This window comes from Winogradskya humida, assembly GCF_016862215.1.
GTDB lineage: Bacteria > Actinomycetota > Actinomycetes > Mycobacteriales > Micromonosporaceae > Actinoplanes > Actinoplanes humidus.
Genome location: NZ_BOMN01000045.1, coordinates 1 through 26,589 on the forward strand (window position 1 = coordinate 1; position 26,589 = coordinate 26,589).

Annotated in this window: 26 protein-coding genes; 13 read left to right on the top strand and 13 right to left on the bottom strand. The window is 70.3% G+C overall.

The features are described from left to right. Positions 1-354 precede the first annotated feature (354 nt). From Ahu01nite_RS19370 to Ahu01nite_RS19380, 3 genes are all read right to left on the bottom strand, one after another. The gene (locus Ahu01nite_RS19370; RefSeq protein WP_203837968.1) at positions 355-831 is read right to left on the bottom strand and encodes a mycothiol transferase; all 477 of its coding nucleotides are present in this window, start codon (positions 829-831) and stop codon (positions 355-357) included. After that, a complete protein-coding gene (locus Ahu01nite_RS19375) occupies positions 828-1,124 on the bottom strand; it encodes a putative quinol monooxygenase (protein WP_239158970.1) in 297 nt (98 codons plus the stop codon). Before Ahu01nite_RS19375 ends, Ahu01nite_RS19370 begins: the two co-directional genes overlap by 4 nt. A gap of 117 nt (positions 1,125-1,241) precedes the next feature. Then, positions 1,242-1,682, bottom strand: coding sequence for a hypothetical protein (locus Ahu01nite_RS19380; protein ID WP_203837969.1), 441 nt, complete (start codon positions 1,680-1,682; stop codon positions 1,242-1,244). 71 nt (positions 1,683-1,753) lie between these two features. Here Ahu01nite_RS19380 and Ahu01nite_RS19385 point away from each other — a divergent pair, with 71 nt between their 5' ends. Further along, entirely contained in the window at positions 1,754-2,266 is a 513-nt protein-coding gene (locus tag Ahu01nite_RS19385; RefSeq protein ID WP_203837970.1) for an HAD domain-containing protein, read from the top strand. 30 nt (positions 2,267-2,296) lie between these two features. Continuing rightward, positions 2,297-5,425: a DEAD/DEAH box helicase gene (locus Ahu01nite_RS19390; protein ID WP_203837971.1), complete on the top strand. Its 3,129-nt coding sequence runs from the start codon at positions 2,297-2,299 to the stop codon at positions 5,423-5,425. Between the two features lie 341 nt (positions 5,426-5,766). Here the strand turns inward: Ahu01nite_RS19390 and Ahu01nite_RS19395 are convergent, their stop codons facing one another. From Ahu01nite_RS19395 to Ahu01nite_RS19410, 4 genes are all read right to left on the bottom strand, one after another. After that, complete coding sequence (locus Ahu01nite_RS19395; RefSeq protein ID WP_203837972.1) at positions 5,767-6,843, bottom strand: hypothetical protein; 1,077 nt, start codon at positions 6,841-6,843, stop codon at positions 5,767-5,769. Positions 6,844-7,165: 322 nt separating this feature from the next. Then, positions 7,166-8,578 (bottom strand): M20/M25/M40 family metallo-hydrolase, encoded by a 1,413-nt coding sequence (locus Ahu01nite_RS19400; protein ID WP_203837973.1) that lies wholly within the window; start codon positions 8,576-8,578, stop codon positions 7,166-7,168. Between the two features lie 312 nt (positions 8,579-8,890). After that, complete coding sequence (locus Ahu01nite_RS19405) at positions 8,891-9,898, bottom strand: serine hydrolase (protein WP_203837974.1); 1,008 nt, start codon at positions 9,896-9,898, stop codon at positions 8,891-8,893. A 66-nt stretch (positions 9,899-9,964) separates the two neighbouring features. Next, complete coding sequence (locus Ahu01nite_RS19410) at positions 9,965-10,651, bottom strand: SanA/YdcF family protein (RefSeq protein ID WP_307794531.1); 687 nt, start codon at positions 10,649-10,651, stop codon at positions 9,965-9,967. Positions 10,652-10,669: 18 nt separating this feature from the next. On the opposite strand from Ahu01nite_RS19410, the gene Ahu01nite_RS19415 reads away from it, so the two are divergent. Continuing rightward, positions 10,670-11,362: a GNAT family N-acetyltransferase gene (locus Ahu01nite_RS19415; RefSeq protein WP_239158971.1), complete on the top strand. Its 693-nt coding sequence runs from the start codon at positions 10,670-10,672 to the stop codon at positions 11,360-11,362. On the opposite strand, the gene Ahu01nite_RS19420 is transcribed toward Ahu01nite_RS19415, so the two are convergent. The 6 genes from Ahu01nite_RS19420 to Ahu01nite_RS19445 all read right to left on the bottom strand — a co-directional run bounded on the left by Ahu01nite_RS19420 (position 11,320) and on the right by Ahu01nite_RS19445 (position 17,365). After that, a complete protein-coding gene (locus Ahu01nite_RS19420; protein WP_239158972.1) occupies positions 11,320-12,624 on the bottom strand; it encodes an ATP-dependent 6-phosphofructokinase in 1,305 nt (434 codons plus the stop codon). The genes Ahu01nite_RS19415 and Ahu01nite_RS19420 overlap by 43 nt on opposite strands. Before the next feature lie 10 nt (positions 12,625-12,634). Next, complete coding sequence (locus tag Ahu01nite_RS19425) at positions 12,635-13,513, bottom strand: aminoglycoside phosphotransferase family protein (protein WP_203837976.1); 879 nt, start codon at positions 13,511-13,513, stop codon at positions 12,635-12,637. A 9-nt stretch (positions 13,514-13,522) separates the two neighbouring features. Beyond that, positions 13,523-15,766, bottom strand: a complete 2,244-nt coding sequence (locus tag Ahu01nite_RS19430; RefSeq protein ID WP_203837977.1) for an exo-beta-d-1,3/1,6-glucosidase — start codon at positions 15,764-15,766, stop codon at positions 13,523-13,525. Between the two features lie 144 nt (positions 15,767-15,910). Continuing rightward, the gene (locus Ahu01nite_RS19435; protein ID WP_203837978.1) at positions 15,911-16,144 is read right to left on the bottom strand and encodes a hypothetical protein; all 234 of its coding nucleotides are present in this window, start codon (positions 16,142-16,144) and stop codon (positions 15,911-15,913) included. A 10-nt stretch (positions 16,145-16,154) separates the two neighbouring features. Continuing rightward, on the bottom strand, positions 16,155-16,667 hold the full coding sequence (locus Ahu01nite_RS19440; RefSeq protein WP_203837979.1) for a maleylpyruvate isomerase N-terminal domain-containing protein: 513 nt from the start codon (positions 16,665-16,667) through the stop codon (positions 16,155-16,157). Positions 16,668-16,681: 14 nt separating this feature from the next. Beyond that, positions 16,682-17,365 (bottom strand): SDR family NAD(P)-dependent oxidoreductase, encoded by a 684-nt coding sequence (locus Ahu01nite_RS19445; protein WP_203837980.1) that lies wholly within the window; start codon positions 17,363-17,365, stop codon positions 16,682-16,684. A 101-nt stretch (positions 17,366-17,466) separates the two neighbouring features. On the opposite strand from Ahu01nite_RS19445, the gene Ahu01nite_RS19450 reads away from it, so the two are divergent. The 10 genes from Ahu01nite_RS19450 to Ahu01nite_RS19495 all read left to right on the top strand — a co-directional run bounded on the left by Ahu01nite_RS19450 (position 17,467) and on the right by Ahu01nite_RS19495 (position 26,437). Beyond that, positions 17,467-18,297, top strand: coding sequence for a helix-turn-helix transcriptional regulator (locus Ahu01nite_RS19450; protein WP_203837981.1), 831 nt, complete (start codon positions 17,467-17,469; stop codon positions 18,295-18,297). After that, positions 18,294-18,503, top strand: a complete 210-nt coding sequence (locus Ahu01nite_RS19455) for a hypothetical protein (RefSeq protein ID WP_203837982.1) — start codon at positions 18,294-18,296, stop codon at positions 18,501-18,503. Before Ahu01nite_RS19450 ends, Ahu01nite_RS19455 begins: the two co-directional genes overlap by 4 nt. A gap of 84 nt (positions 18,504-18,587) precedes the next feature. Then, the gene (gene argC / locus Ahu01nite_RS19460) at positions 18,588-19,589 is read left to right on the top strand and encodes an N-acetyl-gamma-glutamyl-phosphate reductase (protein WP_203837983.1); all 1,002 of its coding nucleotides are present in this window, start codon (positions 18,588-18,590) and stop codon (positions 19,587-19,589) included. Continuing rightward, positions 19,586-20,758, top strand: a complete 1,173-nt coding sequence (gene argJ / locus Ahu01nite_RS19465) for a bifunctional glutamate N-acetyltransferase/amino-acid acetyltransferase ArgJ (RefSeq protein ID WP_203837984.1) — start codon at positions 19,586-19,588, stop codon at positions 20,756-20,758. The genes argC and argJ overlap by 4 nt, the downstream gene beginning before the upstream one ends. Next, positions 20,755-21,627 carry an acetylglutamate kinase gene (argB, locus tag Ahu01nite_RS19470; protein ID WP_203837985.1) on the top strand — a complete coding sequence of 291 codons (873 nt, stop codon included), beginning with the start codon at positions 20,755-20,757 and terminating at the stop codon, positions 21,625-21,627. Before argJ ends, argB begins: the two co-directional genes overlap by 4 nt. Further along, positions 21,624-22,868 carry an acetylornithine transaminase gene (locus tag Ahu01nite_RS19475; protein ID WP_203837986.1) on the top strand — a complete coding sequence of 415 codons (1,245 nt, stop codon included), beginning with the start codon at positions 21,624-21,626 and terminating at the stop codon, positions 22,866-22,868. Before argB ends, Ahu01nite_RS19475 begins: the two co-directional genes overlap by 4 nt. Next, positions 22,865-23,794 carry an ornithine carbamoyltransferase gene (gene argF, locus Ahu01nite_RS19480; RefSeq protein WP_203837987.1) on the top strand — a complete coding sequence of 310 codons (930 nt, stop codon included), beginning with the start codon at positions 22,865-22,867 and terminating at the stop codon, positions 23,792-23,794. Before Ahu01nite_RS19475 ends, argF begins: the two co-directional genes overlap by 4 nt. Then, entirely contained in the window at positions 23,791-24,294 is a 504-nt protein-coding gene (locus tag Ahu01nite_RS19485; RefSeq protein WP_203837988.1) for an arginine repressor, read from the top strand. The genes argF and Ahu01nite_RS19485 overlap by 4 nt, the downstream gene beginning before the upstream one ends. Further along, positions 24,291-25,193, top strand: a complete 903-nt coding sequence (locus Ahu01nite_RS19490) for a hypothetical protein (protein WP_239158973.1) — start codon at positions 24,291-24,293, stop codon at positions 25,191-25,193. Before Ahu01nite_RS19485 ends, Ahu01nite_RS19490 begins: the two co-directional genes overlap by 4 nt. After that, positions 25,193-26,437, top strand: a complete 1,245-nt coding sequence (locus Ahu01nite_RS19495) for an argininosuccinate synthase (RefSeq protein WP_203837989.1) — start codon at positions 25,193-25,195, stop codon at positions 26,435-26,437. The genes Ahu01nite_RS19490 and Ahu01nite_RS19495 overlap by 1 nt, the downstream gene beginning before the upstream one ends. Positions 26,438-26,589 lie beyond the last annotated feature (152 nt).

The following is a 26,589-nucleotide window of genomic DNA, read 5'->3' on the forward strand; positions in this document are numbered from 1 at the left end:
GCTCTGCCCGGGTTGCTCTGCCCGGGTTGCTCTGCCCGGGTGTCCCTGCCCGGGTCGCTCTGCCGGGGGTTGGCGGGCCGTCCGGACGTGGCCCCCGCCGAGGGACAACACCACCCTGTCGGGGCTGCCATCGTGGGACATGGGCCACTCGGCCAGGGTCGCCGCCGTGGGACCTGTGCCATCCGTCCGGGGCTGCCGCCGCGGTTCGCAGGCACCCGGACGGAGCCCTCGTCGCGGGACGTGCGCCACCCTGCCCAAGCTCTCGTCGCGGGACGTGCGCCACCCTGCCCAAGCCATCGCCGCGGGCGCGGGCCATCCGGCGGGTCTGCCGCAGCCAGGACGTGGCCTGGTCGTTCACTCGCCCGTGGTCCCGTCGAGGAGCTCGCGGACGGCGTCGGCGTGACCGGCGTGGCGGGCCGTCTCGTTGATCAGATGGATCAGGACGAACCGCAGGTCTGTCTCGTCGCCGTAGCCGCACGGCGTGCTCAGATCGCCCATCGCGCGCACCGCCGCATCCGTCTCCTCGGCGCGCCGCCGGTATGCCTCCAGCGCCACGCCGATCGGGAGGTCGGGCGGAAAGTACTCCTCCTCCTCGCTCTTACCGGTCGGCTTACCGAGCATCTCGCCGTCGATCCAGCGCCACTCGACGTTGGTGAGGTGGTTTATGATGCCGGCGAGCGGGAGCAGCCTGCCCTCCGGACGCCAGCGGGCCTGCTCGTCGGTGATCCCGGATGCCTTGCGCATGACGGCCCCGCGCAGGAAGGCGAGCCAGCGCAGCAGCAGCTCCAGCTCGTTGGCAGTGCCCGAGGGGAACGGCGGGTAGGTCGTCACAGGCCCAGCCCGCCGACGACGGTCAGCTCCTGGCTGGTGAATTCACCCGTCAGCAGCGGCATGGCCTTGGCGATCGCGGCACGTGTCTCGGGGAGTTGCAGGGACGCGTCGTGCTGTTCCTTGCTCTCCCATGCCTCCGTGACGTGGATCAGCTCCAAGTCGCTTTCGGAGACGCTCACGACGTACATGTGACAGCCTGCCGATCTCAGGCCTTCTGCGCCGCTGAGCAGCAGTTTCACTACTTCGTCGCGGTTGCCTGGGGTGGTGCGCATCGTTCCCACATAGCCGTACATCAGAGGTCTCCCGTTTCTGCGGACTGCTCCAGCCCCGGCGACGTTACGCCGAACGGACCCGGCCCGCCGCCACTGAGCAAGCCCCTGTGGACAACCACGAAACGTCCATCGAAACAGTCAGCGCCCGCGGCGTCGCCTGGCTGTCAGGCCACCGCCTGCGAGCAGGGCGAACAGGGCGAGCGTCCCGGCCATCATGCCGCTGACCGAAATGGCGAAGCCGCGTTCCTCACCGCCCGGCGCGAGGATGACCCCGGCGGCGAAGGCGGCGACGGCGCAGATCACCATGACGCGCCGCGCGGCCTGCAGCGAACCGGTGCGGTCAACGGCTGACGACGACAGGCGGATGAGAATGGTGAGCGTCAGGGCGAGCGCCCCGGCGAAGCCTCCCGAGCCGGCGATGAGCGAGGACGCGGCCAGCGAGGGCACGCCTTCGCCCAGGGCGGCGGCCCCGGACCAGGCCAGCAGCCCGAAGGCGATGACCGCGATGCCGTGTGCCAGCGCGCTGCGACCGAGCTTTCGTCGCTGGCTCGCGCTGCGGTGTGCGTACCCGTCTGACATCCTTGCCCTCCGCTGAGCTGGCACTTCCGTGTGGGATGGTCCCACGCTTCGCGGTGCGGTAGTAAAGAGCGATGTCAGCCGAGGCCGTTCTGCTCCTGGATGTGGACGGAGTCGTGAACGCTTTTCGCGCGGGCTGGTACGCAGCGCCCCGCATTGTGCAGGTCTATTCCACGGCTGACGCCTACGACTACCGGATCCGGTACGAGCCCGCGCTGATCGACTGGCTCCGGCGTCTCCACGAAAGTGAGCGCGCCGAGGTGACGTGGTGCTCGACCTGGTGCAGCGACGCCGCCGTGCTGGGCGACGCGCTCGGCCTGCCCGGGTTGCCGCGGGCGTTCACCGGGCCCGTCACCGGCGAGGAGGCGTCCGTGGCCAAATTCACTGCCGCCCAAGACGTGATCACCAGCGGTCGCCGCCTGGTGTGGGTCGATGACGTCGAGGTCCACACGTACGCCGGGAAGTGCGCGCCGTGGACAGCAACCGGGCGAGCGTTGCTGATCGGGCCGAACCCGTCACGCGGCCTGCGGAGCCGTGATCTGCGCCGCATCGAGAGTTTTCTGAGTTATCCACAGGGGTTGCCGTGATCTTGGTCTGATTCTGTACCGTCGGCCCCGATGAGATCCCAGACCGTTCTCTCCGTCCTTGCCGAGCTGGCCCCGGCCGGTGGCGACCGCGTGCACGACGTCACCCGCGGTGGCCAGCCGCTGGTGTGGCTCGACGATGCCGAGCGGGCGCCGCGCAACGCCGACAGCGACCGGCTCGCCGCTGTCGACGCGCTGCACCGCGAGGAGCGGGTCCTGCGCCGGGCCTGGGGCTTCATCGCGGGGCAGACCGAGATCGACGGGGTCCGCCGCAAGGTCCGGGTGCCGCTGCTCACCCAGCCGGTGCGCATCGAGCGCGGCCTGACCGGTTATCGCGTGGTGCCGGCCGGCGACGCCGAGATCACGCCGCTGGTCGAGGATCGCGAGCTGGCCGCCGCCATGGAGTCCGCACCGGGTCTGGGCAGCGCCGGCTGGCTCGACGCGATCGGCACCCGCGCCTGGCTGTGGTCGGTCGCCGAGGCCACCGGCCTGCCGATCGACGCGACGACCACGACCACCGCGCGCCTGCCGGGCGACCGCCTGGTCATGGTCTGCAGAGCGGCGCTCTTCGTGGCGCGCGACGTCTTCGGCGGCGGCCTGGTGGACGGCCTGCGCAGCTGGTCGGGCCGCGACCTGACCGGCACGGCCTTCGCCGCGATCTACGACCCGCCTGACTCTGTCTCCTCTGATGAGGCGCCCGCTGGCCGTGGCGACGCCTCGGCAGGCGGCGCTGTCGGGCGTGGCGGTGCTGCCTGGCATGGTGATGGCTCTGCGCGCGGCGGTCCGGTCTCGGGGCGCCGGTCGGGTTCCGGTTCGCGGGCATCAGCGGAGGAAGCGGATGTGCTGTCGCCGCTTCCGCTGACCCGGGCGCAAGCCGAGGTGGTCGCGCGGGCCCGCACCGCGGCGGTCACCGTCGTCTCGGGGCCGCCCGGCAGCGGCAAGAGTCACACCGTCATAGCGGCGGCGCTCGAGGTGGTGCATCGCGGCGGTTCGGTGCTTGTCGCCACGCAGTCGCCGCACGCCGCGGATGTGCTGGCCGAGCTGCTCACCCGCTACCCCGGGCCGGTGCCGGTGCTCTTCGGCAACGCCGAGCGACGGGCGGCGCTGGCTGCAGGTCTCGCCGCAGGCGCAGAAGCCGGCGTGGGCGAGCGAGACCTGCGTGCGGACCGCCAGGCCGTCTCCGACAACCACTCTTCGGTGCGCCAGAGAGCCCGCGAAATCGAAGCCGCCCTCACCCTGCACAGCCAGGCCGCGGAGCTGGTCACCTGGCAGCCGCTCCTGCCGGGCCTCGCCGCCGACGTGCCGGGCGCGTTCGACGACGCGGTCGACCTCGACGAGGTGGTCGCGCTGCTGGAGACCGATCACGGCCCGTCGCGCTGGGGGAGATGGCGGGCCGGGCGCGCGCGAAAACGAGGACTCCGGTTGCTGCGGCCCACTCCGGGTGCCTTGGGAACGGCCGGTGCCTTGGGGACGACCGGCGCCTTGGGCAGGTCGGGCGCTTTGGGAACGGAACGCGTTTCGCGAGCGGGGGGTGTTTCGGGAACGGCAGATGCCTCGGGAGCGCGGGGCACTGAGCGAGCGCGGGGCTCTGAGCGAGCGCGGGGCACTGAGCGAGCGCGGGGTGCTGCGGGAGTGCGGGGCATGGCGGGGATGCGGGGTGCTCCGGGCGTACCGGATGATCGGGTGGGGGATGCGATCCGGGCGGCGACCGCGCAGCGTGCTGAGGCACGGCTTGCCGCGACCGGCGGCACGGACCTGGACTCGCAGTGGGCCGCGCTGCACGCCGCCGAGGACACGCTGGCGGAGGTGGTCGGGGAAGCCATGCGCCGGGCGGCCCGCAGCCGCAAACGCTGGGACGGCGACGCCCGCCGCGGGACCGCCGCGCTGGCTTCCGCCTTGCGCGCGGGTCGTAACCGGCGCCGCGAGTTGCTGGCACGCCTGGACGCCGTGGCCCTCGTCCGCGCCCTGCCCCTGTGGATCGGCACGGTCTCCGATGTGGACGATCTGCTGCCCGCGACGCCCGGCATGTTCGACCTGGTGGTGCTGGACGAGGCGTCCCACGTTGACCAGATCCGCGCGGCGCCGGTGCTCGCGCGCGCGAGACGGGCGTTGGTGGTCGGCGATCCCCGGCAGCTGCGGTTCGTCTCGTTCGTCAGCGACGTGGACGTGGCCGAGGTGCTGACGCGGCACGGCGCGGATGACCGGCTCGACGTGCGGCGGGTCAGCGCGTACGACCTGGCTGCCGGGGCCGCGCCGACCACCTGGCTGGACGAGCACCATCGCAGCTCACCGGCGCTGATCGGGTTCTCGGCGAAACGCTTCTACGACGACCGGATCACCGTGGCTACCCGCCATCCGCGCACCGAGACGCAGGCCCCGATCGACGTGGTACGCGTCCACGCGGCGACTGTCACCAAGGGTGTCAACGCCGCGGAGGTGGACGCCGTGGTCGGGGTGGTGCGGTCGTTGGCGGAGTCCGGGCGTACGGGTATCGGTGTGGTGTCGCCCTTCCGCGCCCAGGCCGAAGCCCTCGAGAAGAGCCTGCTCAAAGCGTTCCCCGCCGAGCGGATCGAGCAACTCGGCCTGCGCGTCGGCACGGTGCACGCGTTCCAGGGCAGCGAGGCGGCAACGGTGGTCGCGTCCCTCGGCCTGGTCCCCTCCGACGCCGCCGGCCGCCGCCGCTTCGTCACCGACCCCCACCTGTTCAACGTGATGATCACCCGAGCCCGCCGGCACCTGGTCATGGTCACCTCCCTACCCGATCCGGACGGCCTGCTGGGCGACTTCTTCGCGTACGCCGAGAAGCCCCCGCACCCGGACCCCGGCCCCGACCCCACCGGCTGGCCCGGCGCCCTCGCCGCCGAACTGCGCAAACTCGACCTCCCGGTCCGCCCCCGCTACGAGGTCGGCACCTGGCACGTCGACCTCTGCACCGGCCGGCCCGAAACCGCCATCGGCATCTTCTGCGAAGTCCACCCCGACGGCCCACCCGCCCACATCGCCCGCCACCGAGCCCTCCATCGAACAGGCTGGCACCTCATCGACGCCCTACCCTCCCGCTACCACAACGACCCCCGCCGAGCAGCCCTCGAAATCGCCGCAGCCCTCACCCCCGCCGCCCTCACCCCCGCCGCACAGCCTGCGGCTTCGTCGGGGCCTTGACCCGCCGTGGCCAGCCCGGCCGCAGATCGCCGCGACCCGAGCCGCGACAGCAGCGCTGTGAACGCGATCCCAGCGACAAGGCGCTGGCTTCCGGGCGTACGGTGCGGGCGACTTTGCCTGGTGCGGTCTCAGCCAGCCCGGCCGCAGTTAGCCAGCCCGGCCGCAGTTAGCCAGCCCGGCCGCAGTTAGCCAGCCCGGCCGCAGATCGCCAGCCCGGCCGCAGATCGGCCGGCCGGGCCGAGGATCCGCTCGATGTCACCGGCAGCCAGTGATCCCCGGCCGACCAGCTGACGTGCGAGCGCATGAGCGAGGTCCAGCCCCTGATCACGCCGGACAGCCTGCTATGAAGGCACTGGCCGGTCAGCCGGCCAGTGTCCTAGGTAGACGACAGGCGTGCCTTCGACAACCTCCTCGACGGGGCCGGGCTCAAGGATCCCCTGCATAACCGGCACGGGAAGGAGAGGATTGGCCGCCGCGCACTCCGTGGTCTCCTCTTCCTCGAAGAGCTCAAGAAGTCTCGTCACCGACAACCGCGGGTCCGCGGCGGCCATTGCCCGGACCACGGGCACCGGGTCACGGCTCAACCGGTCGATCAGTTCGGGTGAGGCGTCGGGGTCCCGGGGCACGAGGGCGCGTACTCCGGGGTGCGGGTTTTCGACGTGCGCGGCAAAGGGGAAGTCCTTCAGGCTGGGGTGCCGTAGCAGGCTGGACGCCCTCATGTTCTGTGCCTCCAGAAAAACGTTGATCACCGCCTCGGCGGGTACGCCGGGGTTCTGCTCGCACAGCAGCAGCCGTACGGCGAAGTCCTCGTCGACGGCGAGTCGCTGGATGATGTCCGGCCCGATGGCAGGGTTGTAGGTAAGGGAGCGTCGTAGCCCGATGTGGGCCGACGATGCGCACCGGCGGTGGACGTCGGGGTCGGTGGCATCCCAGACCCAGCCGATCGGCCGGAGACGTTCCCAGGGTTCGACGCGGTAGTCGATGGCCATGCGCTGCTCTTCGGTCAGTTCCTCGCGCATGGAGACAACTCCGCGGACCATGCGGGAAGGATCGAAGGCGAGCAGTGCGACGAGGTCGGCGGGAAGGGACGGGGACCTCGCGGCGCCGGCGCGGACGTGTTCGTCGGGGGAGTGGGCGAGGTCCGGGTCGACGGGTGGGGCGGGTGCCGGTTCCGGCCAGGTGAGGCCTAATTCCTTGGGCGCCCAGGGGTTGCCGGTGAGAATGGATGTCGCGGTGGGAAGACGTTCGATCAGCCGGCGGTAGGCCTCGACCGGCATCGCGGGTTCGAGCGGATATTCCCAGGCCATGAGCAGGTAGTAATCGGGGCCCTCAGCGAGCGCGCTCAGCACCCTTCGTTCCGGATCATCGACCAGGCGTGCCCGCTGGGCGGGGCTGATGTGGAGTGCCTGGGCGAGCACCTCGCGTACCGAGGGATCGGGGTGGGAAGCGACGGCCTGGAACTGCTCCCCGGTCCAGTGCCTACGCCCGACCAGGGCTCCGCGACTGTCCTCGAAGGAAGTGACAAGTTCGTTCAGCAGTTCGGCGGGGATGGCGGGGTTGCGGGCGAGGCCGCGAAGCCGGGCTCGAGCCGGGTTGTGGCGGGTGCCGTTGACGAGCAGGGAGACCTCCCGAAGCTGGGTTCGAGAAGCGAGCCTAGGGAGAGTCTGCGCAGCTCACCACGGCCGTACGACCGAGTGACCGCAGCCGTCGGCCCGTTGTAGACTGGAGACGGCAACCACGTCAGCCGGGAACGGGTGCGGCGACCGGGCTGCGGTGGCCGTCTCGGTCGACAGCTCGTACGCCGAAGAAGACGTTGTCCTTGGACAGGTCGATCGTCGTCGTGGTGACGTTGCCGACGACGAGGACGCGCTCCCACTGCGCGGCAGTGGTTTCGCGCCAGAGCACCTCGTAACCCTCGATGTCCGGTGCTGACGACGGCTGCCAGCGCAGGGTTGTCGCGTTGGTCAACTGGGTCGTGTCGATGACGACGCCCTTGGGGGTGCCGGGGGCCTGGGCAAGGGACCACAGCGCGGCCGCGTTGACCCTGGCCACCCGCGCGATGTAGCGGAAGTCGCAGAATTCGACGAGGTCGCCGTACTGCACGCCGTTCTCGACGCGGACGTTCTGATGCTCGTGGGCGAAATTCTCGCGGGGTTCGGTGAACCGCGCCGCCGGATAGCCCCGCAGCAGGAACGAGATGTGGTCGCTGCCCCGCAGATAGCGATCGCGCCGCCAGACCACCCGCACGTCCATGCCGGTCTGCGGATTGGCGGCGACATCCTGGACGAACCGCCCGAGCTGCCGCGACGCACCGTCGTTCTCCCCGCCGACCGACTGCCGGGTCGAGGTCTGTGCGGGCGTCTCGGCGGTCGGCACCCCTTCGACGAACAGCCTGACCGTACGCGGATCAGCAGCCGTCCCGTCGTGAGCGTTCCCCGTCCCCACGATGTCGTTGCTGAACATCGCCTGCACGTCCGCACCCGCACCCTTGAGCTGCTGAGCCAGATGATCGGACCCGTAGAGCCCCTGCTCCTCACCCGCCACCGCCGCGAAGATGACGGTGGCCTGCACCTCCCGGGTAGCCATCACCCGTGCCACTTCGAGAACGGCAGCGACCCCCGAGGCATCATCGTCGGCACCGGGCGCATCACTGGTGGCGTCCATGACATCACTGGCCCGCGAGTCGTAGTGCCCGGTAACCACATAGATGCGCCCGGGCTCCCCGCTCCCGCGCAGCGTGGCGACAACATTGGTGATCCGCGTCGGCTCCGGGATGCGAGACGCGGGCGGCTGAACGTACGACTGCAGCTCCACGCTCATCCGCCCGCCGGAAGTCGCGGCGTACGCCTGGAACTGCTCATAGATCCAGTCCCGCGCAGCCCCGACGCCCCGCACGGGGTCATCCTGACTGGACAGCGTGTGCCGCGTCCCGAAGCCCGCCAGCCGCCTGACGATCGTCTCGATACGATGCGGGTCGATCTCCTGAAGCAGCGCCTTGAGCTCCCGATCCGGCGCCTGCTTCGGCAACCCGCCGGGACGGCCGCCACCGGCAGCCCCGGCAGCCCCGGCAGCCCCAGCAGACGATGCCACGGCAAGCACGGGCGTGGCAGCCACCACTGCGGAAGCCGAGAGAAAAGTACGCCGGTCCGTCATACCTGATCACTCTATGTCCACCTCGGACAGGATGTCCACGGCGATCGATGTCAGACCTTTGACCGCCCACCCCCACCGAAACTCTCGGCGCATCCCGCTACCGTCCGCCGATGACGAAACCGCTGGTCATCCGTCTGCTCCTCGCTGAAGAAAGCGGTTCCCGGCCCGATCGGCTCCGCGGCATCCGGCGACACTTTCACCGCCATGCAAACAGCCGGCGACTACCATCCGGGGTGGACCCGGATAGCCCTGCGTGACGATAGAACGAAACGGCCCGGACCGAGGTCCGGGCCGTCAGCGGTATAGGCGGTTTCAGCCGCCGTTGACAGGCTGGAAGGTGGACGGGGCCTTGCGCAGGGCCGCGGCTGCCGAGGCGGGCAGGTTGTCGAGCATGGTGCGGCCGATGACCGCGTGGGCCTCGACGGCGGGGTGGGTGGCGCCGTAGTTGTCGAGGTCGCCCAGACCCTCGGCGAACATGGCGTACGTGAGCTTGGGCGCGCCGTCCGGGCCGAACATGATGCCGGCCTCGTGGCGGGAGGCGCCGAGGGTGTTGTAGTCGGCGCCGTACTTCGTGGCGATGCGGCTGCGCTCCTCGGAGGACATGGTCCGGCGGACGCCGTCCATGTAGCCGTTGATCCAGCGCGTGATGCCCAGCAGGAAGTTGCACGACGCGGGCGTGAGCAGCGTCTTGGTGGCGAGGCGCCAGAGCAGGTCGTGCATCTCGCGGGGGGTGGTGGTGCCCAGGTAGAAGCGGTTGGGGTTGGCGACCGGTTCGACTCGGGTGTTGACGAAGCCCTTGGCGGCGAGGATCTGGTTGATCTCGGCAGCGGGGACGACGCGGCCGCACATGCGGACGGCGGTGTTGTCCGAGACCAGGAGCATCGCGGTGAGGAAGTTGGCGACGGTGATGTCGTCGCCCCAGACGGTGTGGAGGAAGTAGATGCCGCTGCCGCCGAGGATGATGTCGGCCTGCAGGTCGAGTTTGGTGCCGAGGGTCAGCTCGCCGCGGTCGATCTTGTCCATGACCGCGGTGGCGACGGCGAGCTTCTGCACGCTGTAGCCCTGTGTGACGTGGTCGGCGTCGTCCTCGACGATCGGCGTGATCGCGCCGGCGGCGTCGACGGTGGCGATGTGCGAGTGCCAGGTGCCTCCGGCCTTGACCTTCTGCTTGGCGTAGACAGCCTGGATAGCGGCGTTACCGGTCTTCGGTTTGGCAACAGCGGCGGCGGCGTTGCCCGGCGAGCTCACAGCGGAAGCTCCGACACCGGCGGCCACGGCGGCACCGAGGCCGAGCGCGGAGCGGCGGGACAGGTTAGACATATCGTTCCCCCTCGATAATCTGACGAACCGGGGGATACCGTACGGCACGCAGGCAACCTAAGTGGATCAACTTCGTACCGCGTCGTCGACGGAGGTCTCGCGGGGGCCGAGGAACACCGGGTCGCGTCCTGAGACGACGTCGAGGAGCGCCTTGACCGCGGCGGGTCGTTCGCGGGCGGCGGTGTTGTACCAGTAGTTCCAGTGCGGGGCGCGGACCGAGTCGTCGCCGACGCCGTTGGCGTCGAGGCCGAGCGCGCGGCAGACGGCGACGGCGCGGTCGATGTGGTAGCTCTGGGTCACGACGGTCAGCGAGGTCACGCCGAACACCTCCTTGGCGCGGGCGCAGGAGTCGTACGTGTCGAAGCCCGCGTGGTCGAGGGCGATGCTGCGGCTGGGGACGCCGTGGGCGACGAGCCACGCGAACATGGCGCCGGGTTCGTTGTACTCCCAGACGCGGTGGTCGCCGGAGACGAGGATCGCCTTGACCTTGCCGTCGGTGAACAGTTGCCGGGCGAGTTCGAGGCGGGCCTCGAGGAACGGGGACGGGGTGCCGTCGTCGTAGACCTCGGTTCCCAGGACCAGGGCGACGGGGGCGGCGGGGACCGTGCTCACCGCGTACACATGGCCCTGCGATTGTGTTGTCACCCAGATGCCACCGGCCGCCATGGCCAGCACCGACGCAGCGACGACCAGACTGCCGGCGACGATGAGCCGGCGGGCGAACGGGCGCCGGATCCAGGTGAGGAGTGCCACACGGGTAGCTTGCCAGACATGATCAAGCTTGATCGGATCGAGCCCGACGACGATCCGTTGCTCGTGTGGGCGGCTCAGGACATGCAGCCTGGGGTACGCGCCTGGGCGCACAAAAGCGCCGCCGCCGTGGCCACCCCCGACGTGGCCAACCGCAACCGGGTCGCAGTCCGGGGCAGCGCCGCCGACATCGACGAGCTCCTTCTACAGATACGCCCAGAAGTAGCGGGATTTTTCCCGATCGGTGAAGAGGCGCTGATCGCCGAACTGACATCGGTGCAGATTGTCGCCGGATTCGGCTGGATGGATACGACAAGTCAGACAAATCGTAAACCTGAAAAGATGGAGGAGCTGCAGGACGACGAGGTCGACGCCTTCCTCGACGAGAATCACCCGCACTCCTTCGCCCGCCCCGGCTGGCCGGGAGTGAACCGCTGGGCCGGGCTGAGGGACGACGACGAACGCCTGGTCGCGGTCGCCACGGACGCGTGGACCACCACCCACACAGGATTCATCTCCGGCGTGGCCACCCGCAGGGACGCCCGCGGCCAGGGCCTGGCGACACGGTTGTGCGCGGCCCTGACCGACGAGCTCCTGGAGGGACGCGACCGGGTGGCGCTCCTGGTCGACCATGACAACGTGGCTGCGCTGCGGACCTACGAGCGGCTCGGTTACACGTTGAGGCGCGTGGCGGCGGCGACGTTCGGCGGCTGACCGGTCGCCTCCATCACCGACAGCCACAGGTCACCGTCCGGGTCGACCTGGTTGCGGGACGACACCGCGGACGCCATCGGGACGTGGACGAAGCGCCCGCGCCACTGCCCGACCACCATCGCTGTGCGTCCCGCCATCGCGCCGTGCACGGCGGCCTGGGCGAGCCGCAGGCAGTAGACGCTGTCGGACGGGTTGGCGGGCACGCTGCGGATCGCGTAGCTCGGGTCGATGTACTTCAGGTTGACCTCCTGGCCGGCGGCCGCGAAGTCGTCGAGGATCCGGTCGCGCAGGTAGAGCCCGAAGTCGCCGAGCTTGCGGTTGCCGGACGCGTCGAGGCGTACGGGCGCGTCCTCGAGGTATTCCTGCCCTGCGCCCTCGGCGACCACGACGAGGGCGTGCCCGCGGGTCGCGACCCGGTGCCGCAGGTCCGGCAGGAAGCCGTCCATGGCGAACGGGACCTCGGGGATCAGCACGTAGTCGGCGTCGTTGTTGGCCAGGGCGGCGTAGGAGGCGATGAAGCCGCTGTGCCGGCCCATCAGCTGCACCAGCCCGATGCCGCCGGGCTGGGCGGCGGCCTCGACGTGCGCGGCGCGCAGCGACTCGGCGGCCTTGGCGAAGGCGGTCTGGAAACCGAAACTCTGCCCGATGTACGGGATGTCGTTGTCGATCGTCTTCGGCACGCCCACGACCGCGATCCGCCGTTCCCGCTGCGCGATGGCGTCGGAGATCCGGATGGCGCCGCGCATGGACCCGTCACCGCCGATCACGAACAGGATGTTCACGCCGAGCTGTTCGAGGCAGTCGACGATCTCGTCCGGGTCCTGGTTGCCACGCGACGTGCCCAGGATCGTGCCGCCATGCTCGTTGATGTATTCCACGGACTCGCGGGTCAGCTCGACGATGCTGCGCCCGTGCCGCGCCACCATGCCCTGATATCCGTTGCGGAACCCGATGATCCGCGAGACGCCGTACTGGTTGTTGAGCGTCAGCACGAGCCCGCGGATGACATCGTTGAGCCCGGGGCAGAGCCCGCCGCAGGTGACGATCCCGACCTTGATCTTGGACGGGTCGAAGAAGATCCGCCGCCGCGCCCCACCGGGCTCGAACGACGGCAGGTCGGCGACGGGCCGCCCGCCGATCATCGCCAGCGTGTCGTCGAGCAGCACCCGGTCGGACTCGTCGACGTAATGCTCGGTGGTGCCTTGCCGCGGAAGTAGCTCCGCGAGCGGCGACTCGATGCGCCCCTCGCCGAGGGTCCGCACCAGTAATTGGTCAGGTTCCATTGGTTACCGCCAGCACATTGGCTTGCACCAGCTTCCAGGTCTCGACGTCGTCGGCGCTGCCGGTGTGCGGCCGGAGGAAGCGGTGCAGGTCCACGCACAAATCGTTGAGCTGCCAGCGCAGCCGGTACAACTCCAGCATCGCAGGAACGACCTCGATGCCGGTAGCCTCGGTCCAGGCCTTGAGATCACCACCGACCAGCCACAGGTCCCGCTCCGGCGGCGCGAGCAGCGCGGTTTCCCAGTCGATGAGCTTCCACCCGCCGGCGGCCAGCATCGTGTTCCCCGGATGCGGCTCCCCGTGCGTCAGCACCGCCCGCGACCGGTCGGCCCCGGCCACCAGCGCGTCGTAGCGCCGCAGCAACTCCCGGACCGACTCCGCGTTCTGCGCGATCAGGCGGACAGCGCGCTCGGTGTAAGGGCCGGCCGGCTCCCGATGATCGGCGAACAGGTCGTCGCGGTGGGGAAGCGCGAAGTCGTCGACTGCCGCAGACCGTTGCGGGGCGGTGTGCACCTCGACAAGCATGTCCAGCACGGCGGCCCGGTGCGCTTCGGAAGGCCAAGGACCAAATCCAAAACTCTGACCGGTTATGTACGCGTAGAGCGCCGCCGCATACCGATCACCGACCCGCCGCAGGGGCCGCACCGGCGCCACCACGAACGGCTTCGCCAGCGCCGCGGCAACATCCAGCGCCCGCCGTAACCGCTCGTAGCCCAGGCCGTCCGCAACCTCGTCAACCGTGACGAAGTACGCCTTGTCGGCCGTCGACCAGTGGTGACTGCCCCACCCCACCGGCTCGTACGTCAGCGGCCCCACCTCGAAGGCCGCGACGACGAGCCGCTCGTCGAGATCGTCGGGCGGCGTCAGCACGCAAGCACCCTAAGAGATGGTGAACCGCGCGCGCAGCAGGTTTTTGGTCCGGGAATCAGGGCCGACCAGCAGGTCGAAATCGCCCGCTTCGACCACGCGCCGACCGTCGGCGGTGACCAGGGTGCAGGCGGCGGCGTCCAGCTCGATCGGCACGGTCACGCTCTGCCCGGGCTCGACGTGGACCTGCACGTACGCCTTCAGCTCCTTGGCCGCCCACGTGACGCTGGTGACCAGGTCGCTGATGTAGGCCTGCACGGTCTCCAGCGCGGGACGCGTACCCGTGTTGGTGAGCTTGACCGTCGCCTGGATCTTCCCGTCGGGAGCGACGAGCGGCTCGAGGACGGTGAGGTCGGCGTACTCGACGGTGGTGTAGCTGAGGCCCTCGCCGAACGCGAACAGCGGGTCCTGGCTGAGGTCGGCGTAACGGTTGCCGTGCTGGCCGCGGATCTGGTTGTAGTAGATCGGCTGCTGGCCCACGTGCCGGGCGGCGGACAGCGGCATCCGCCCGGTCGGCTCGATCAGGCCCAGGAGCAGCTCGGCCAGCGCGCGACCGCCGCGCATGCCGGGGTTGAACGCCTGCACGATCGCGGACGCGTTCAGCACCGACGGCGGCAGCACGGCCGGCTTGGAGTTGAGCAGGACGACAACTGTGGGCGTACCCGTGCCGGAAAGGGCTTCCAGGAGCGCGAGCTGACCGCCCTGCAGGTCCAGGGTCGCGGTGGATTTGCTCTCGCCGGTGAGCGCGACCGTGTCACCCACGACGACCACCGCGTAGTCGGCGTCGCGAGCCGCGTCGACGGCCTCGGCGATCAGGGCGGGGTCGGCGTCGGCGGGCCGGGAGATCGGCGGCCGGGGCTGGCCGTCGGGGTAGAACTCGCCGGCCGGGTCGGGCACCAGCTTCTCGATGTCGGCGCCGCGTGCGGTGGTGATCGTCCAGTCCTGCGGGGCGACCGCTCGGAACCCGTCGAGGACGGTCTCGATCAGCTCGCGGGGCTGGCCCTCGGGCATCCAGTCGATCTGCCCGGAGGCGCCGGCCCAGTCGCCGAGCTGGGACTGCGGGGCGTCGGCGTTAGGCCCGATGATCGCGACCTTCTTCCCACTCTCGGCGGGCAGGGGCAGCGTCCCGTCGTTACGGAGCAGCACCAGCGAGCGGCGGGCCACCTCGAGGTTGAGCTCGGCGTGCTCCGGGGCGCCGATGACGGCCGCCTGGCGTGCGGCGTCGGGGGCGCGCGGGTTCTCGAAGAGGCCGAATTCGAACTTGAGGCGCAGGATCCTGCGTACGGCGCCGTCGATCTCCTCCTCGGTCAGCAGCCCGCGCTCGACGGCGGTCTGCGCACCCTCGAAGAAGCCCGGGGTGGTCATGACCAGGTCGTTACCGGCGCGGACGGCGACCGCTGCGGCCTCGACCTCGTCGGCACAGACCTTCTGCTCCCAGACCATGCGCCCGACGTTGTCCCAGTCGGTGACGAGCGTGCCGGTGAAGCCCCATTCGCCCTTGAGGACATCGTTGAGCAGCCATTTGTTCTGCGTGATCGGCACGCCGTCGATCGACTGGTAGCCGAGCATGAAGATGCTGCAGCCCTCCTGCACCGCGCGCTCGAACGGCGGCAGGAACCACGCGCGCAGCTTGCGGGGGCTGAGGTCGGCCTCGCTCGCGTCCCGGCCGCCCTGGGTCTCGGAGTAGCCGGCGAAGTGCTTCGCGGTGGCGAGCACGGCGGTCGGATCGCCGAGCCCGCCGCCCTGGTATCCGCGGATCATCGCGGCCCCGAGCTCCCCGATGAGGAACGGGTCCTCACCGAAAGTTTCATCGACCCGGCCCCACCGCAGATCCCGGGTGATGCACAGCACGGGGGAGAAGGTCCAATGGATGCCGGTGGCGGAGACCTCGACGGCGGTGACGCGGGCGACCCGCTCGATCAGCGCCGCATCCCACGTGGCCGCCATGGCGAGCTGGGTCGGGAAGACCGTGGCCCCGGACCAGAAGCCGTGGCCGTGGATGCAGTCCTCGGCGGTGATCAGCGGGATGCCGAGCCGGGTGTTCGCGGCCAGGTCAAACGCCTCGAGCATGCGCTGCGGCGAGGCGTGCAGGATCGACCCGGCCAGGCGGGTGCTCACCGCTTCCTTGATGTCGCGGCGGGCGTCGAGCTGGAGCATCTGGCCGACCTTCTCGGCCAGAGTCATCCGGCCGAGAAGGTCGTCGACCCGCTGCTCGATACTCAGCGACGGATCACGGTACGGGTCGTCTGCGGCCACGGGGCACTCCTCCGGTCCGACCGCGCGACACACGGTCTCCGAACGGCAACACATCGGTAAACGTTCGGAAGTGTCGCACAGCCCGGAACCGGTACCGGCCTCCGCGGGGGTCGGATTTTCGGTCAAAAAGTACCGGAACCCGCTTTACGCGTCGGGGTCACTGCTGTCGATGCTCGGGACCTCGATGCCGGCCGCCTCGATCGCGTCGAGCCGGGCATCCAGGGCCTCCTTCTCCCGCTCGGCGAGCACGGCGTATTCCGCGAGCACCGACGGGTCCTCGAGGTCCTCGACGCGGTCGAAGTAGCGCTGGGTGGTGCGGACGGCCTCGGCGTACGCCAGGGCGGTCTCGCGGATGGTGATGAGGTCCTTGTCAGCCATGGCTGCAGTCTTACCCCGCGGAGCCCCCGCCCACCAGCCGCTCCTGACGCCACGTTGCCAGCGGCTCGAACAGCTCCAGCCCTGCGTAGTACGCCGGCCAGTCGTTCGCGGTGTATCCGACGGCGAGGTCGACGTGATGAAGCTCAACCTCGCTGAGCCGCCGGACGGGTGCCTGGTCGGCCGTGAACGCGTCCCCCGCGGTCCATCGTCCGGCCGATTCCTCGTCGAACGCCGCGGCCATGGCGTCGCGCAGGACGGCGTTGGCTGCGGTCAGATCGGCCAGCAGCTCCGCGGCGCCGCGCCCGGCGCCGGCCTCGATGTCGGCGTTGCGGACCTCCTGACTGACGTACGGCGGCAGCCCATGGATCAGGTTCGTCAGCGCCCCGCAGCCGCGCGCGAGATGCGTGATCAGGTGACCGCGCGTCCATCCCGGCAGCAGGGTGGGTTGCCGCATGTCCTCGTCGGTGAGCCGCTCCAGGGAGTCGAACAGCCGGGCGGTCGCTTCGTCGATTTCTCTCAGCACCGCCCGACCCTAATTCACCAGGGGACCGTTCCGGCGCGGTCGACGAACGCGCCGGTCGGCCCGTCTGCGGTGAGTTGCGCCATCGCGACGATCGCCTCGGCGCCCTCCTCGACGGTCTGCGTACCGCGGTGGTTGTTGAAGTCGGTGGCGGTGAAGCCCGGGTCGACGCAGTTGATCCGCATTCCCGGGTACGCCTTCGCGTACTGCACGGTCAGCATGTTGAGCGCAGCCTTGGCCGACGCGTACACCAGCGGGATGAACGTCGACGCGATCGACTCCGGATCCGTGGCCAGCGTGTTCGACCCGAGCCCGCTGCTCACGTTCACCACCACGGCGGCGCCGGACTTCTCGAGCAGCGGCAGCGCGGCGTGCAGCACCCGTACCGGCCCGAAGACGTTGATCTCGTAGACCTCCCGCATGTCGTCGGGAGCGATCTCCCCGGCGGCCGACAGCGGCCCGGGGATACCGGCGTTGTTGATCAGTACGTCGAGCGCGGGCAGCGACGCGAACGCGGCGGCCACGGAGGCGTCGTCGGTCACGTCGATGACCACCGGCGTGGCGCCGATCCTCGCGGCGGCCTCCGCACCCCGGCCGGCGTCCCGGCTGCCCAGATAGACGGTGTGCCCGGCGGCGACGAGCTGCTTGGCGGTCTCGAAGCCGAGGCCCTTGTTGGCTCCGGTGATCAGTGTCGTTGTCATGCCACCACCGTCGCTTTTTCCCTGCCCGGCAGGCAGTGGTCGCTTCTTCCTGGGACTCCCGGTACCAGGCGGTCCGGCGCGGAAAGGGTCACACTTGACCCATGACGGCCACCGAGTTCGGGCAAGCCCTGCGGCGCTGGCGCGACGGGGTCCGCCCCGAGGCCGCGGGGCTGACGTCCATGGGTCAGCGCCGCGCATCCGGCCTGCGCCGCGAGGAGCTCGCCCTGCTGGCCGGCATCTCCGTCGACTACGTGACCCGCCTGGAACAGGGCCGCGCGACCGGCCCGTCCGCCCAGGTCGTCGAGGCCCTCGCCCGCGCCCTGCGTCTCGGCAGGGATGAACGCGAGCACCTGTTCCTGCTCGCCGGCCTGGCCGCCCCGGGCCACGGCGTCGTCCCCACCCACATCACCCCGGGCGTCCGGCGCCTGCTCGACCGCCTGACCGGCGCCGCGGTCTCCGTGTACGACGCGGCCTGGAACCCCATCACCGCCAACGCCCTGTGGTCGGCCCTCGACGGCGGCCCGCCCGGCCCCGCCCGCAACATCGTGTGGCGGCACTTCCTGCAACCCACCGACCGGGTCGTCCACACCGACGACCAGGAGCAGGCCTTCCGCACCTCGGTCGTCAGCGACCTGCGCGCAGCCCTGGCCCGCTACCCGGCCGACCGCGACCTGCGCGCGCTGATCGACGACCTGCTGACCCGCAGCCCCGAGTTCGCGGCGGTATGGGAAGCGGGCGTGATGCGCGTCCACAGCTCGGCCCGCAAGACCGTCCACCACCCCCAGGTCGGCACGATGGTCCTGGACTGCGACGTCCTCACGGTCCCCGACGGCGATCTCCGCATAGTCGCCTATACGGCAGAGCCGGGCACTCCGGACTGTGATCGCCTTACTCTGCTGGGCGTGGTAGGACAACAAACCTTCGCCGAGTGAGCACGGTGGGCGCTCTCGCCCTGTTCGCCCTGAGCTTCTACTTCGAGCCCAAACGCGTACGCCGCCGCCGCGGCACCGTCACCCCGGCGATGCGCTGGCAGTCCCGCCTGTCGACGGCCGAGGGCTCCCCGAGGGCCATGATCGCGCTGGCCCTCGCAGCGGCCGGCATCGAGGTCATGTCGAGCTCGTCCGGGACGCGGTGGTGAAGCTGGAGCTGATCGGGTGATTCGAGCTTGCCGCGGGCAGGCCCGGCGTTATACGGTCTGATGCATAGTCATGCGGAGGTAGGTATGGGAATCCGGGTCGCCGTTGCCGGTGCGAGCGGGTATGCGGGTGGTGAGCTGCTCAGGCTCATCGCCGGGCATCCCGAGCTCGACCTTGTGGCAGCCACGGCGCACACGCAGGCGGGAACACCCGTTTCTGTCGTACATCCTCAACTCACCGGCCTCGACCTGACGCTGGGGGCGACCGACGCCGCCACCCTGGGCGACGCCGACCTCGTGTTCCTGGCCCTGCCGCACGGACAGTCGGCGGCCCTGGCCGCACAGCTGCCCGGCGGGGTGAAGATCGTCGACCTGGGTGCCGACTTCCGGCTGCGCGACGCCGCGCTCTGGGAGCGGTACTACGGCGGAGCGCACGCCGGCACCTGGACCTACGGCCTGCCCGAGCTGCCCGGCCAGCGCGCCGCGATCGCCGCGAGCGACCGCGTCGCCAACACCGGCTGTTATGCGGCCACGATCACCCTCGCGCTCGCACCGCTGATCGCCGCCGGGGTCGCCGATCCCGCCGACATCGTGGTGGTCGCGTCCTCCGGCACCTCGGGGGCCGGGCGGTCCGCCAAGGTGAACCTGCTGGGCAGCGAGGTGATGGGGGATCTCAGCACCTACAAGACCGGTGCGCACCAGCATGTGCCCGAGATCAAGCAGGCCACCGGTGCCGACTCGCTGTCGATGACGCCGGTGCTCGCGCCGATGCCGCGGGGCATCCTGGCCACCGTCACCGCGAGACCGATCGGCCGCACGCACCCGCGCGAGGTGCTCCAGGCGGCGTACGCGGATGAGCCCTTCGTCCACGTCCTGCCCGAGGGCCAGTGGCCGCACACCGCCGCGACCGTGGGCTCGAACTCCTGCCACCTGCAGGCCACCGTCGACGTCGACTCCGGTCGCATCATCGTGGTCAGCGCCCTGGACAACCTGGGCAAGGGTGCGGCCGCGCAGGCCGTGCAGTGCGCCAACATCATGCTCGGGATCCCCGAGACCGCCGGTCTTTCCGTGTTCGGGGTGGCACCGTGACAATCACTTCTCCCAAGGGCTTCCGGGCCTCCGGTGTCGCCGCCGGTCTCAAGAGCAGCGGCGGTCCCGACGTGGCGCTGGTCGTCAACGACGGGCCCGACGCCACCGTCGCCGGGGTCTTCACCGGCAACCGGGTCAAGGCCGCGCCGGTGCTCTGGAGCCAGCAGGTGCTCAAGGGTGGCATCGTGCGCGCGGTGGTGCTCAACTCCGGCGGTGCGAACGCCTGCACCGGCACGCAGGGGTTCCGCGACACCCACGCGACCGCCGAGCACGTCGCCGCGGCCCTGCGCAACCAGCCGAAGCCGATCCTGATCGGCGCCGGTGACGTCGCGGTCTGCTCGACCGGGCTTATCGGTGAGCTGCTGCCGATGGGCAAGCTGCTGCCCGGCGTCACCGCCGCCGTCAAGGAGCTGGACAAGGCCGGCGGCCCGAAGGCGGCCGAGGCGATCATGACCACCGACACGGTGGCCAAGAACGTGCACGTGCAAGGCGAGGGCTGGTCGGTCGGCGGCATCGCCAAGGGCGCCGGCATGCTGGCACCCGCGCTGGCCACGATGCTGGTCGTGCTCACCACGGACGCGGTCGCCGGCTCCGAGGCCCTCGACACCGCGCTGCGCGAGGCCACCCGGCTGACGTTCGACCGCATCGACGCCGACGGGTGCATGTCCACCAACGACACCGTGCTGCTGCTGGCCAGCGGCGCGTCCGACGTGCAGCCCAGCCAGGAGGAGCTGACCGCCGCGGTCGTCGAGGCCTGTCACGACCTGGCGCAGCAGCTCATCGCCGACGCGGAGGGCGCCACCAAGCACATCGCGATCCAGGTGCTCGGCGCGGCGAGCGAGGCCGACGCCGTGGAGGTCGGCCGGGTGATCGCCCGCAACAACCTGGTCAAGACCGCGCTGTTCGGCAACGACCCCAACTGGGGCCGCATCCTCGCCGCGGTCGGCACGACCCAGGCCGCGTTCGCGCCGGACCGCATCGACGTCGGCGTCAACGGCGTATGGGTGTGCCGGGGCGGCTCCGCGGCCGAGGACCGCTCCAAGGTGGACCTCAAGGGCCGCGACGTCACGATCCAGGTCCACCTGCACGAGGGTGAGATGGACGCGACGATCTGGACCACGGACCTCAGTCACGCGTACGTCCACGAGAACTCGGCGTACTCCACATGAGCTTGACCCCGCATGAGAAAGCGGCCGTCCTGATCGAGTCGCTGCCCTGGCTGGAGCGTTTCCACGGCTCGACCATCGTGATCAAGTACGGCGGCAACGCCATGATCAACCCTGAGCTGCAACGCGCGTTCGCCGCCGACATGGTCTTCCTGCGCTACGCCGGCATCCGTCCCGTGGTCGTGCACGGCGGCGGGCCGCAGATCTCCCGGATGCTCACGAAGATGGGCATCGAGAGCGAGTTCCGCGGCGGCCTGCGCGTCACTACCGCCGAGGCCATGGACGTCGTCCGGATGGTGCTGGTCGGGCAGGTGGGCCGGGAGCTGGTCGGGCTGATCAACGAGCACGGCCCGTTCGCGGTCGGGCTCTCCGGCGAGGACGCGCGGCTGTTCACCGCCGTGAAGCGGCACGCGATCGTCGACGGTGAGCAGGTCGACATCGGCCAGGTCGGCGACGTCGCCCACGTCAACACCGGCGCGGTCGACGACCTCATCGCCGCCGGGCGCATCCCGGTCGTCGCCACGGTCGCGCCCGACGCCGACGGCGTGGTGCACAACGTCAACGCCGACACCGCCGCGTCCGCGCTCGCCGTGGCGCTCGGCGCCCGCAAGCTGGTCGTGCTCACCGACGTCCCCGGCCTCTACACCAACTGGCCCGACACGTCCTCGCTGACCAAGCGGATCGGCGCGGACGAGCTGGAGAAGCTGCTGCCGGGCCTCGAGGCCGGCATGGTGCCCAAGATGGAGGCGTGCCTGCGCGCCGTGCAGGGCGGGGTCCCCGCCGCGCACGTCGTCGACGGCCGCGAACCCCACTCGACGTTGCTCGAAGTTTTCACCTCGGAAGGAATCGGAACGATGGTGGTCCCCTCATGAGCTCGCTCGTGGAGCGGTGGCAGCACAGCATGATGAACAACTACGGCGGGCCGTCGATCGGTCTCGTCGAGGGCTCCGGCGCGGTGCTGACCGACGAGAACGGCAAGCAATACGTCGACATGCTCGGTGGCATCGCCGTCAACGCGCTCGGCCACGCCCACCCCGCCGTCGTGCAGGCCGTCACCCAGCAGATCTCAACGCTCGGCCACGTCTCGAACTACTACGTCGCCGAGCCGACCGTCGCCCTCGCCGAGCTGCTGCTCGCCCTCGCCGGCCGGCCGGGCAAGGTCATCTTCACGAACTCCGGCGCGGAGGCCAATGAGGCCGCGTTCAAGCTGTCCCGGCTCACCGGCCGCACCCACATCGTCTCCACCGAGGGCGGCTTCCACGGCCGCACGATGGGCGCGCTCGCCCTCACCGGCCAGCCGAAGAAACAGGATCCGTTCCGGCCGCTGCCGGGAGACGTCTCCTTCGTGGCGTACGGCGACAGCGCGGCGCTGAAAGCGGCAGTGACCCCGGAAACGGCGATGGTCATCCTCGAACCGATCCAGGGCGAGAACGGCATCATCGTCCCGCCGCCCGGCTACCTGGCCGCCGCCCGCGAGATCTGCACCGCCACCGGCGCGCTGCTGGTGCTCGACGAGATCCAGACGGGCATCGGGCGCACCGGCAACTGGTTCCACCACCAGAGCGAAGGCGTCGAGCCGGACGTCGTGACGCTGGCCAAGGGGCTCGGCGGTGGCCTGCCCCTGGGCGCGGCCCTCGCGTTCGGCAAGGCCGCCGACCTGTTCACCCCCGGCTCGCACGGCAGCACGTTCGCCGGCAACCCGATCAGCTGCGCGGCCGGGCTCGCGGTCATCCGCACGATCGCGGGGGAGGGACTGCTCGACCACGTCAAGCGGATCGGCGAGCTGATCCGCCGCGGCATCGAGGGCCTCGATCACCCGCTCGTCGCCGGTGTCCGCGGTGCCGGGCTGCTGCTCGGCGTCCAGCTCACCGAGGCGGTCTCCGCCGACCTGTCGGCCAAGCTGCGCGACGCGGGCTTCCTCGTCAACCCGATCCAGCCGGACGTCATCCGGCTCGCCCCGCCGCTCATCCTCAGCACCGAGCAGGCCGAGGCGTTCCTCGTAGCCTTCCAGGAGGCGCTTGCCATGACCGACTGCACCGAACCTCGCCTGCCGGCGGCCATCGACGGCCGCAACGGTGAGGGCCATGAGGACTTGGCTAAGGAGACTCAGTGACCCGGCACTTCCTGCGTGACGACGACCTGAGCCCGGCCGAGCAGGCCGCCGTGCTGGAGCTGGCCGCCGAGATGAAGGCCGACCGGTTCAAGTACCGGCCCCTCGAAGGCCCGAGGTCGGTCGCCGTGTTCTTCGACAAGGTCAGCCTGCGGACCCGGCTCTCGTTCGAGACCGGCATCCCCGAGCTGGGCGGCAACGCCATCGTCGTGGACACCCAGGCCACCCACTTCGGCCGCGGTGAGTCCCTCGCCGACGCCGGCCGGGTCGTGGGCCGTTACGTGTCGGCGATCGTGTTCCGCACCTCCGGCGACGAGCGGCTCGCCGAGCTCGCGTCCGACGTGCACGTGCCGGTGGTCAACGCGCTCACCGACGGCTTCCACCCCTGCCAGCTCCTCGCCGACCTGCAGACCGTCCGCGAACGCTTCGGGCACACAGCAGGTCTCACCCTCGCGTACGTGGGGGACGCCGCCAACAACATGGCCCACTCCTACCTGCTGGCCGGGGCTACTGCGGGCATGCACGTACGCGTAGCAGGTCCCGAAGGTTTCGACCCCGACCCCGCCGTCGTGGCCCGCGCCGCGGAGATCGCCGCCACCACGGGCGGCTCGGTCAGCGTGGTCCGCGACCCCCACGAGGCGGCGAAGGACGCGAACGTGCTCGCCACCGACGCGTGGACGTCGATGGGCCAGGAGGACGACGGTATCGACCGGCGTACGCCGTTCTGGGCGTACCAGATCAACCAGGAGCTCCTGGCAGCCGCCGCCACCGACGCGATCGTCCTGCACTGCCTGCCCGCGCACCGCGGCGAGGAGATCACCGACCAGGTGATGGACGGCCCCCAGAGCGCCGTCTTCGACCAGGCCGAGAACCGTTTGCACGCCCAGAAAGCCCTGCTGGCCTGGCTTGTGGCCGCGGACCAACGGTGACCGGGCCGGGCACGAGGGCGGCACGGCACGCGCGGATCGTGGACCTGGTCCGGGACAAGGCGGTCCGCTCGCAGACGGAGCTCGGCGACCTGCTCGGCCTCGACGGCGTCCAGGTGACCCAGGCGACGCTGTCGCGCGACCTCGAGGAGCTGCGGGCCGTGAAGGCCGGTGGCGTCTACGTCATCCCCGAGGACGGCCGGCCCCCGCTGCGCGCTGCCGAGCAGGCCCCGGCCCGGCTCGTCCGGCTGCTGCGCGAGCTGCTGAACTCCGTCGACGTCAGCGGCAACCTGGTGGTGCTGCGGGTGCCGCCGGGCGCCGCGCAGTTCCTGGCCAGCGCCCTCGACCGCTCCGGGCTGCCGGACGTGGTCGGCACGATCGCCGGTGACGACACGATCCTGGTCGTGGCCCGCGAACCCGGCGACGACACCGGGTCCGGCGCCCGCCTCGCCGAGAAACTGACGGCGTGGAGCCGTACCGACAATGAAGGGACCCTGCCGTGATCGCGCAGCAGCCCGCCGTCGAAGCGTTCTTCCCGGGCTTCACGGACAACATGCAGAAACTCCAGGCCCACGGCCTGGAGTTCTACCTCGCGTCCAACGACACGCTGCGGCCGCACCTCAACGAGGCACCGTACGGTCACAAGCTGAACTGGCTCGACTTCACCGAGACCACCGGCAGCAAGGGCTGGGACACCAACGAGTTCCTGAACCTGTTCAACGTGATCAACGGCATCGCGTTCGGTGACCGGGGCATCCCGATGCCGCAGTGGGTGATGATCGACCTGATCCTGATGCCGTCGGCGGCCGTCATCGCGGCGCTGCCCCAGTCGTTGTTCACGCAGACGCTGGAGACCAGCGCGTTCGACGACGAGATGAAGAAGCACCTGCGCGCCGTGTTCGAGAAGGCTCAAGCGAGCGGCTACAACGGACCCATCCCGATCGGCGGCTACTGCGCGGCTCCCAGCGCGGCCCCCGGGACGTGGGTCGGCTGGTCGCTGTGGTCGGTGATGACCAACGTCGGGCTCGGCCGCGCGCTCAAGGCCCTCGCGTTGTCGGTGTATCAGGCGAAGAAGCTCGACGGCGTCACCCAGTACGACAACACGGCGCTGCGCGTACACACCCGCTTCGGCCGTTTGCAGATCATGGTCGCGACCGTGCCGTTCCACACCTCGCCCGGCTCGTTCGTCTACGAGAACGACTTCACGCTGCCCGTCTCCACCGGCGAGCCCGATCCGTCGTTCCTGCTGGACCCGTTCGACTACGACCGGCAACGCGCCATGCAGAAAGCCATCGAGGCCCGCGAGAGCCGCTTCTACGTGCTCGCCCCCGGCCACCTCGTACAGGACGGCAGGACGTCCGTGCCGATCCTCGAACTCCCGTACTCGCCCGAAGGAATCTGATGTCCAAGCGCAAGATCGTCCTCGCGTTCTCCGGCGGCCTCGACACGTCCTACGCCCTGGTCTCCCTCAAGGAGCAGGGCTGGGAGGTCCTGACCGCCAACATCGACACCGGCGGCCTGCACAGCGGCGAGGCCGACGTCGTCCGCAAGCGCGCGGAGGAACTGGGCTCGGCCGGGCACTTCGTCATCGACGCCCGCGAGGAGCTCTACTCCCGCGTCATCACGTACGCCGTCAAGGCCAACTACCTGCGCAACGGCGGCTACCCGTCATGTGTCGGCGCGGAACGCCTGGTCCAGGCGGAAAAGGTCGTCCAGGCCGCCCTCGACCACAACGCCGACGCGGTGGCCCACGGCTCGACGGGCGCCGGCGCCGACCACGTCCGCTACGACTCGGTGATCCGCGCCCTGGCCCCGCAGATGGAGATCGTCACCCCGATCCGCGACGAGCGCCTCACCCGCGAGTTCGAGCGCGACTTCCTGCTCCAGCACGGCTTCCACACCCCCGACAAGGTCACGACCTATTCGATCAACGAAGGCCTGATCGGTACGTCCATCGGCGGCAAGGAAACGTACGGCTCCTGGGACTACCTCCCCGAAGACGCCTGGACCTACACGAAGTCCATCGCCGACGCCCCCGCCGACGGCATCGAACTCATCCTGGAATTCGTCAAGGGCGAGATCATCTCGGCAACGACGCCGGACGGCACCCCGATCCCCGGCACCGGCGGCGACGCGAAGAACTACGCGATCCTGCGCTCTCTGAACACCCTCGCCGCCGAACACGGCGTAGGCCGCGGCATCCACATGGGCTCCACAATGGTAGGAAACCTCGCCCGGGTCGGCTTCGAAGCCCCCGGCATGCTCACCCTGATCGCCGCCCACCGCGAACTGGAGCGCCTGACCCTCAGCAACCGCCAGCAGGCCACCAAGGCCACCCTCGGCAACACCTACGGCGACCTGCTCCACGAAGCCGTCTACTACGACCCCATCCTCGACGACTTCCGAGCCTTCCTCGACAGCAGCCAGTCCCGCGTAACCGGCGCCGTCCGCATCAAACTCATCAAGGGCAACATCATCCCCCTAGGCAGCCGAAGCCCCTACAGCCTCCTCGACGCCGCCACCCGCCAAGGCGTCGTCTACGGCTACGGCTCCTCCCTCTGGTCCGGCGACCAAGCCCGAGCCTTCGCCCACATGTACGCCATCCCCGGCGCAATCGCCAAAAACGCCGGCCCCCAAGAAATCTAAGACCTCCCCCACCAACCCCCCAAATGCCCACCACCCCCCACGGCGCGAGCCCGCCCACTACGCGCGGCGCCTTCCCCGCCACCCCCCACGGCGCGAGCATGCTCACTACGCGCGGCGCCTTCCCCGCCACCCCCCACGGCGCGAGCATGCTC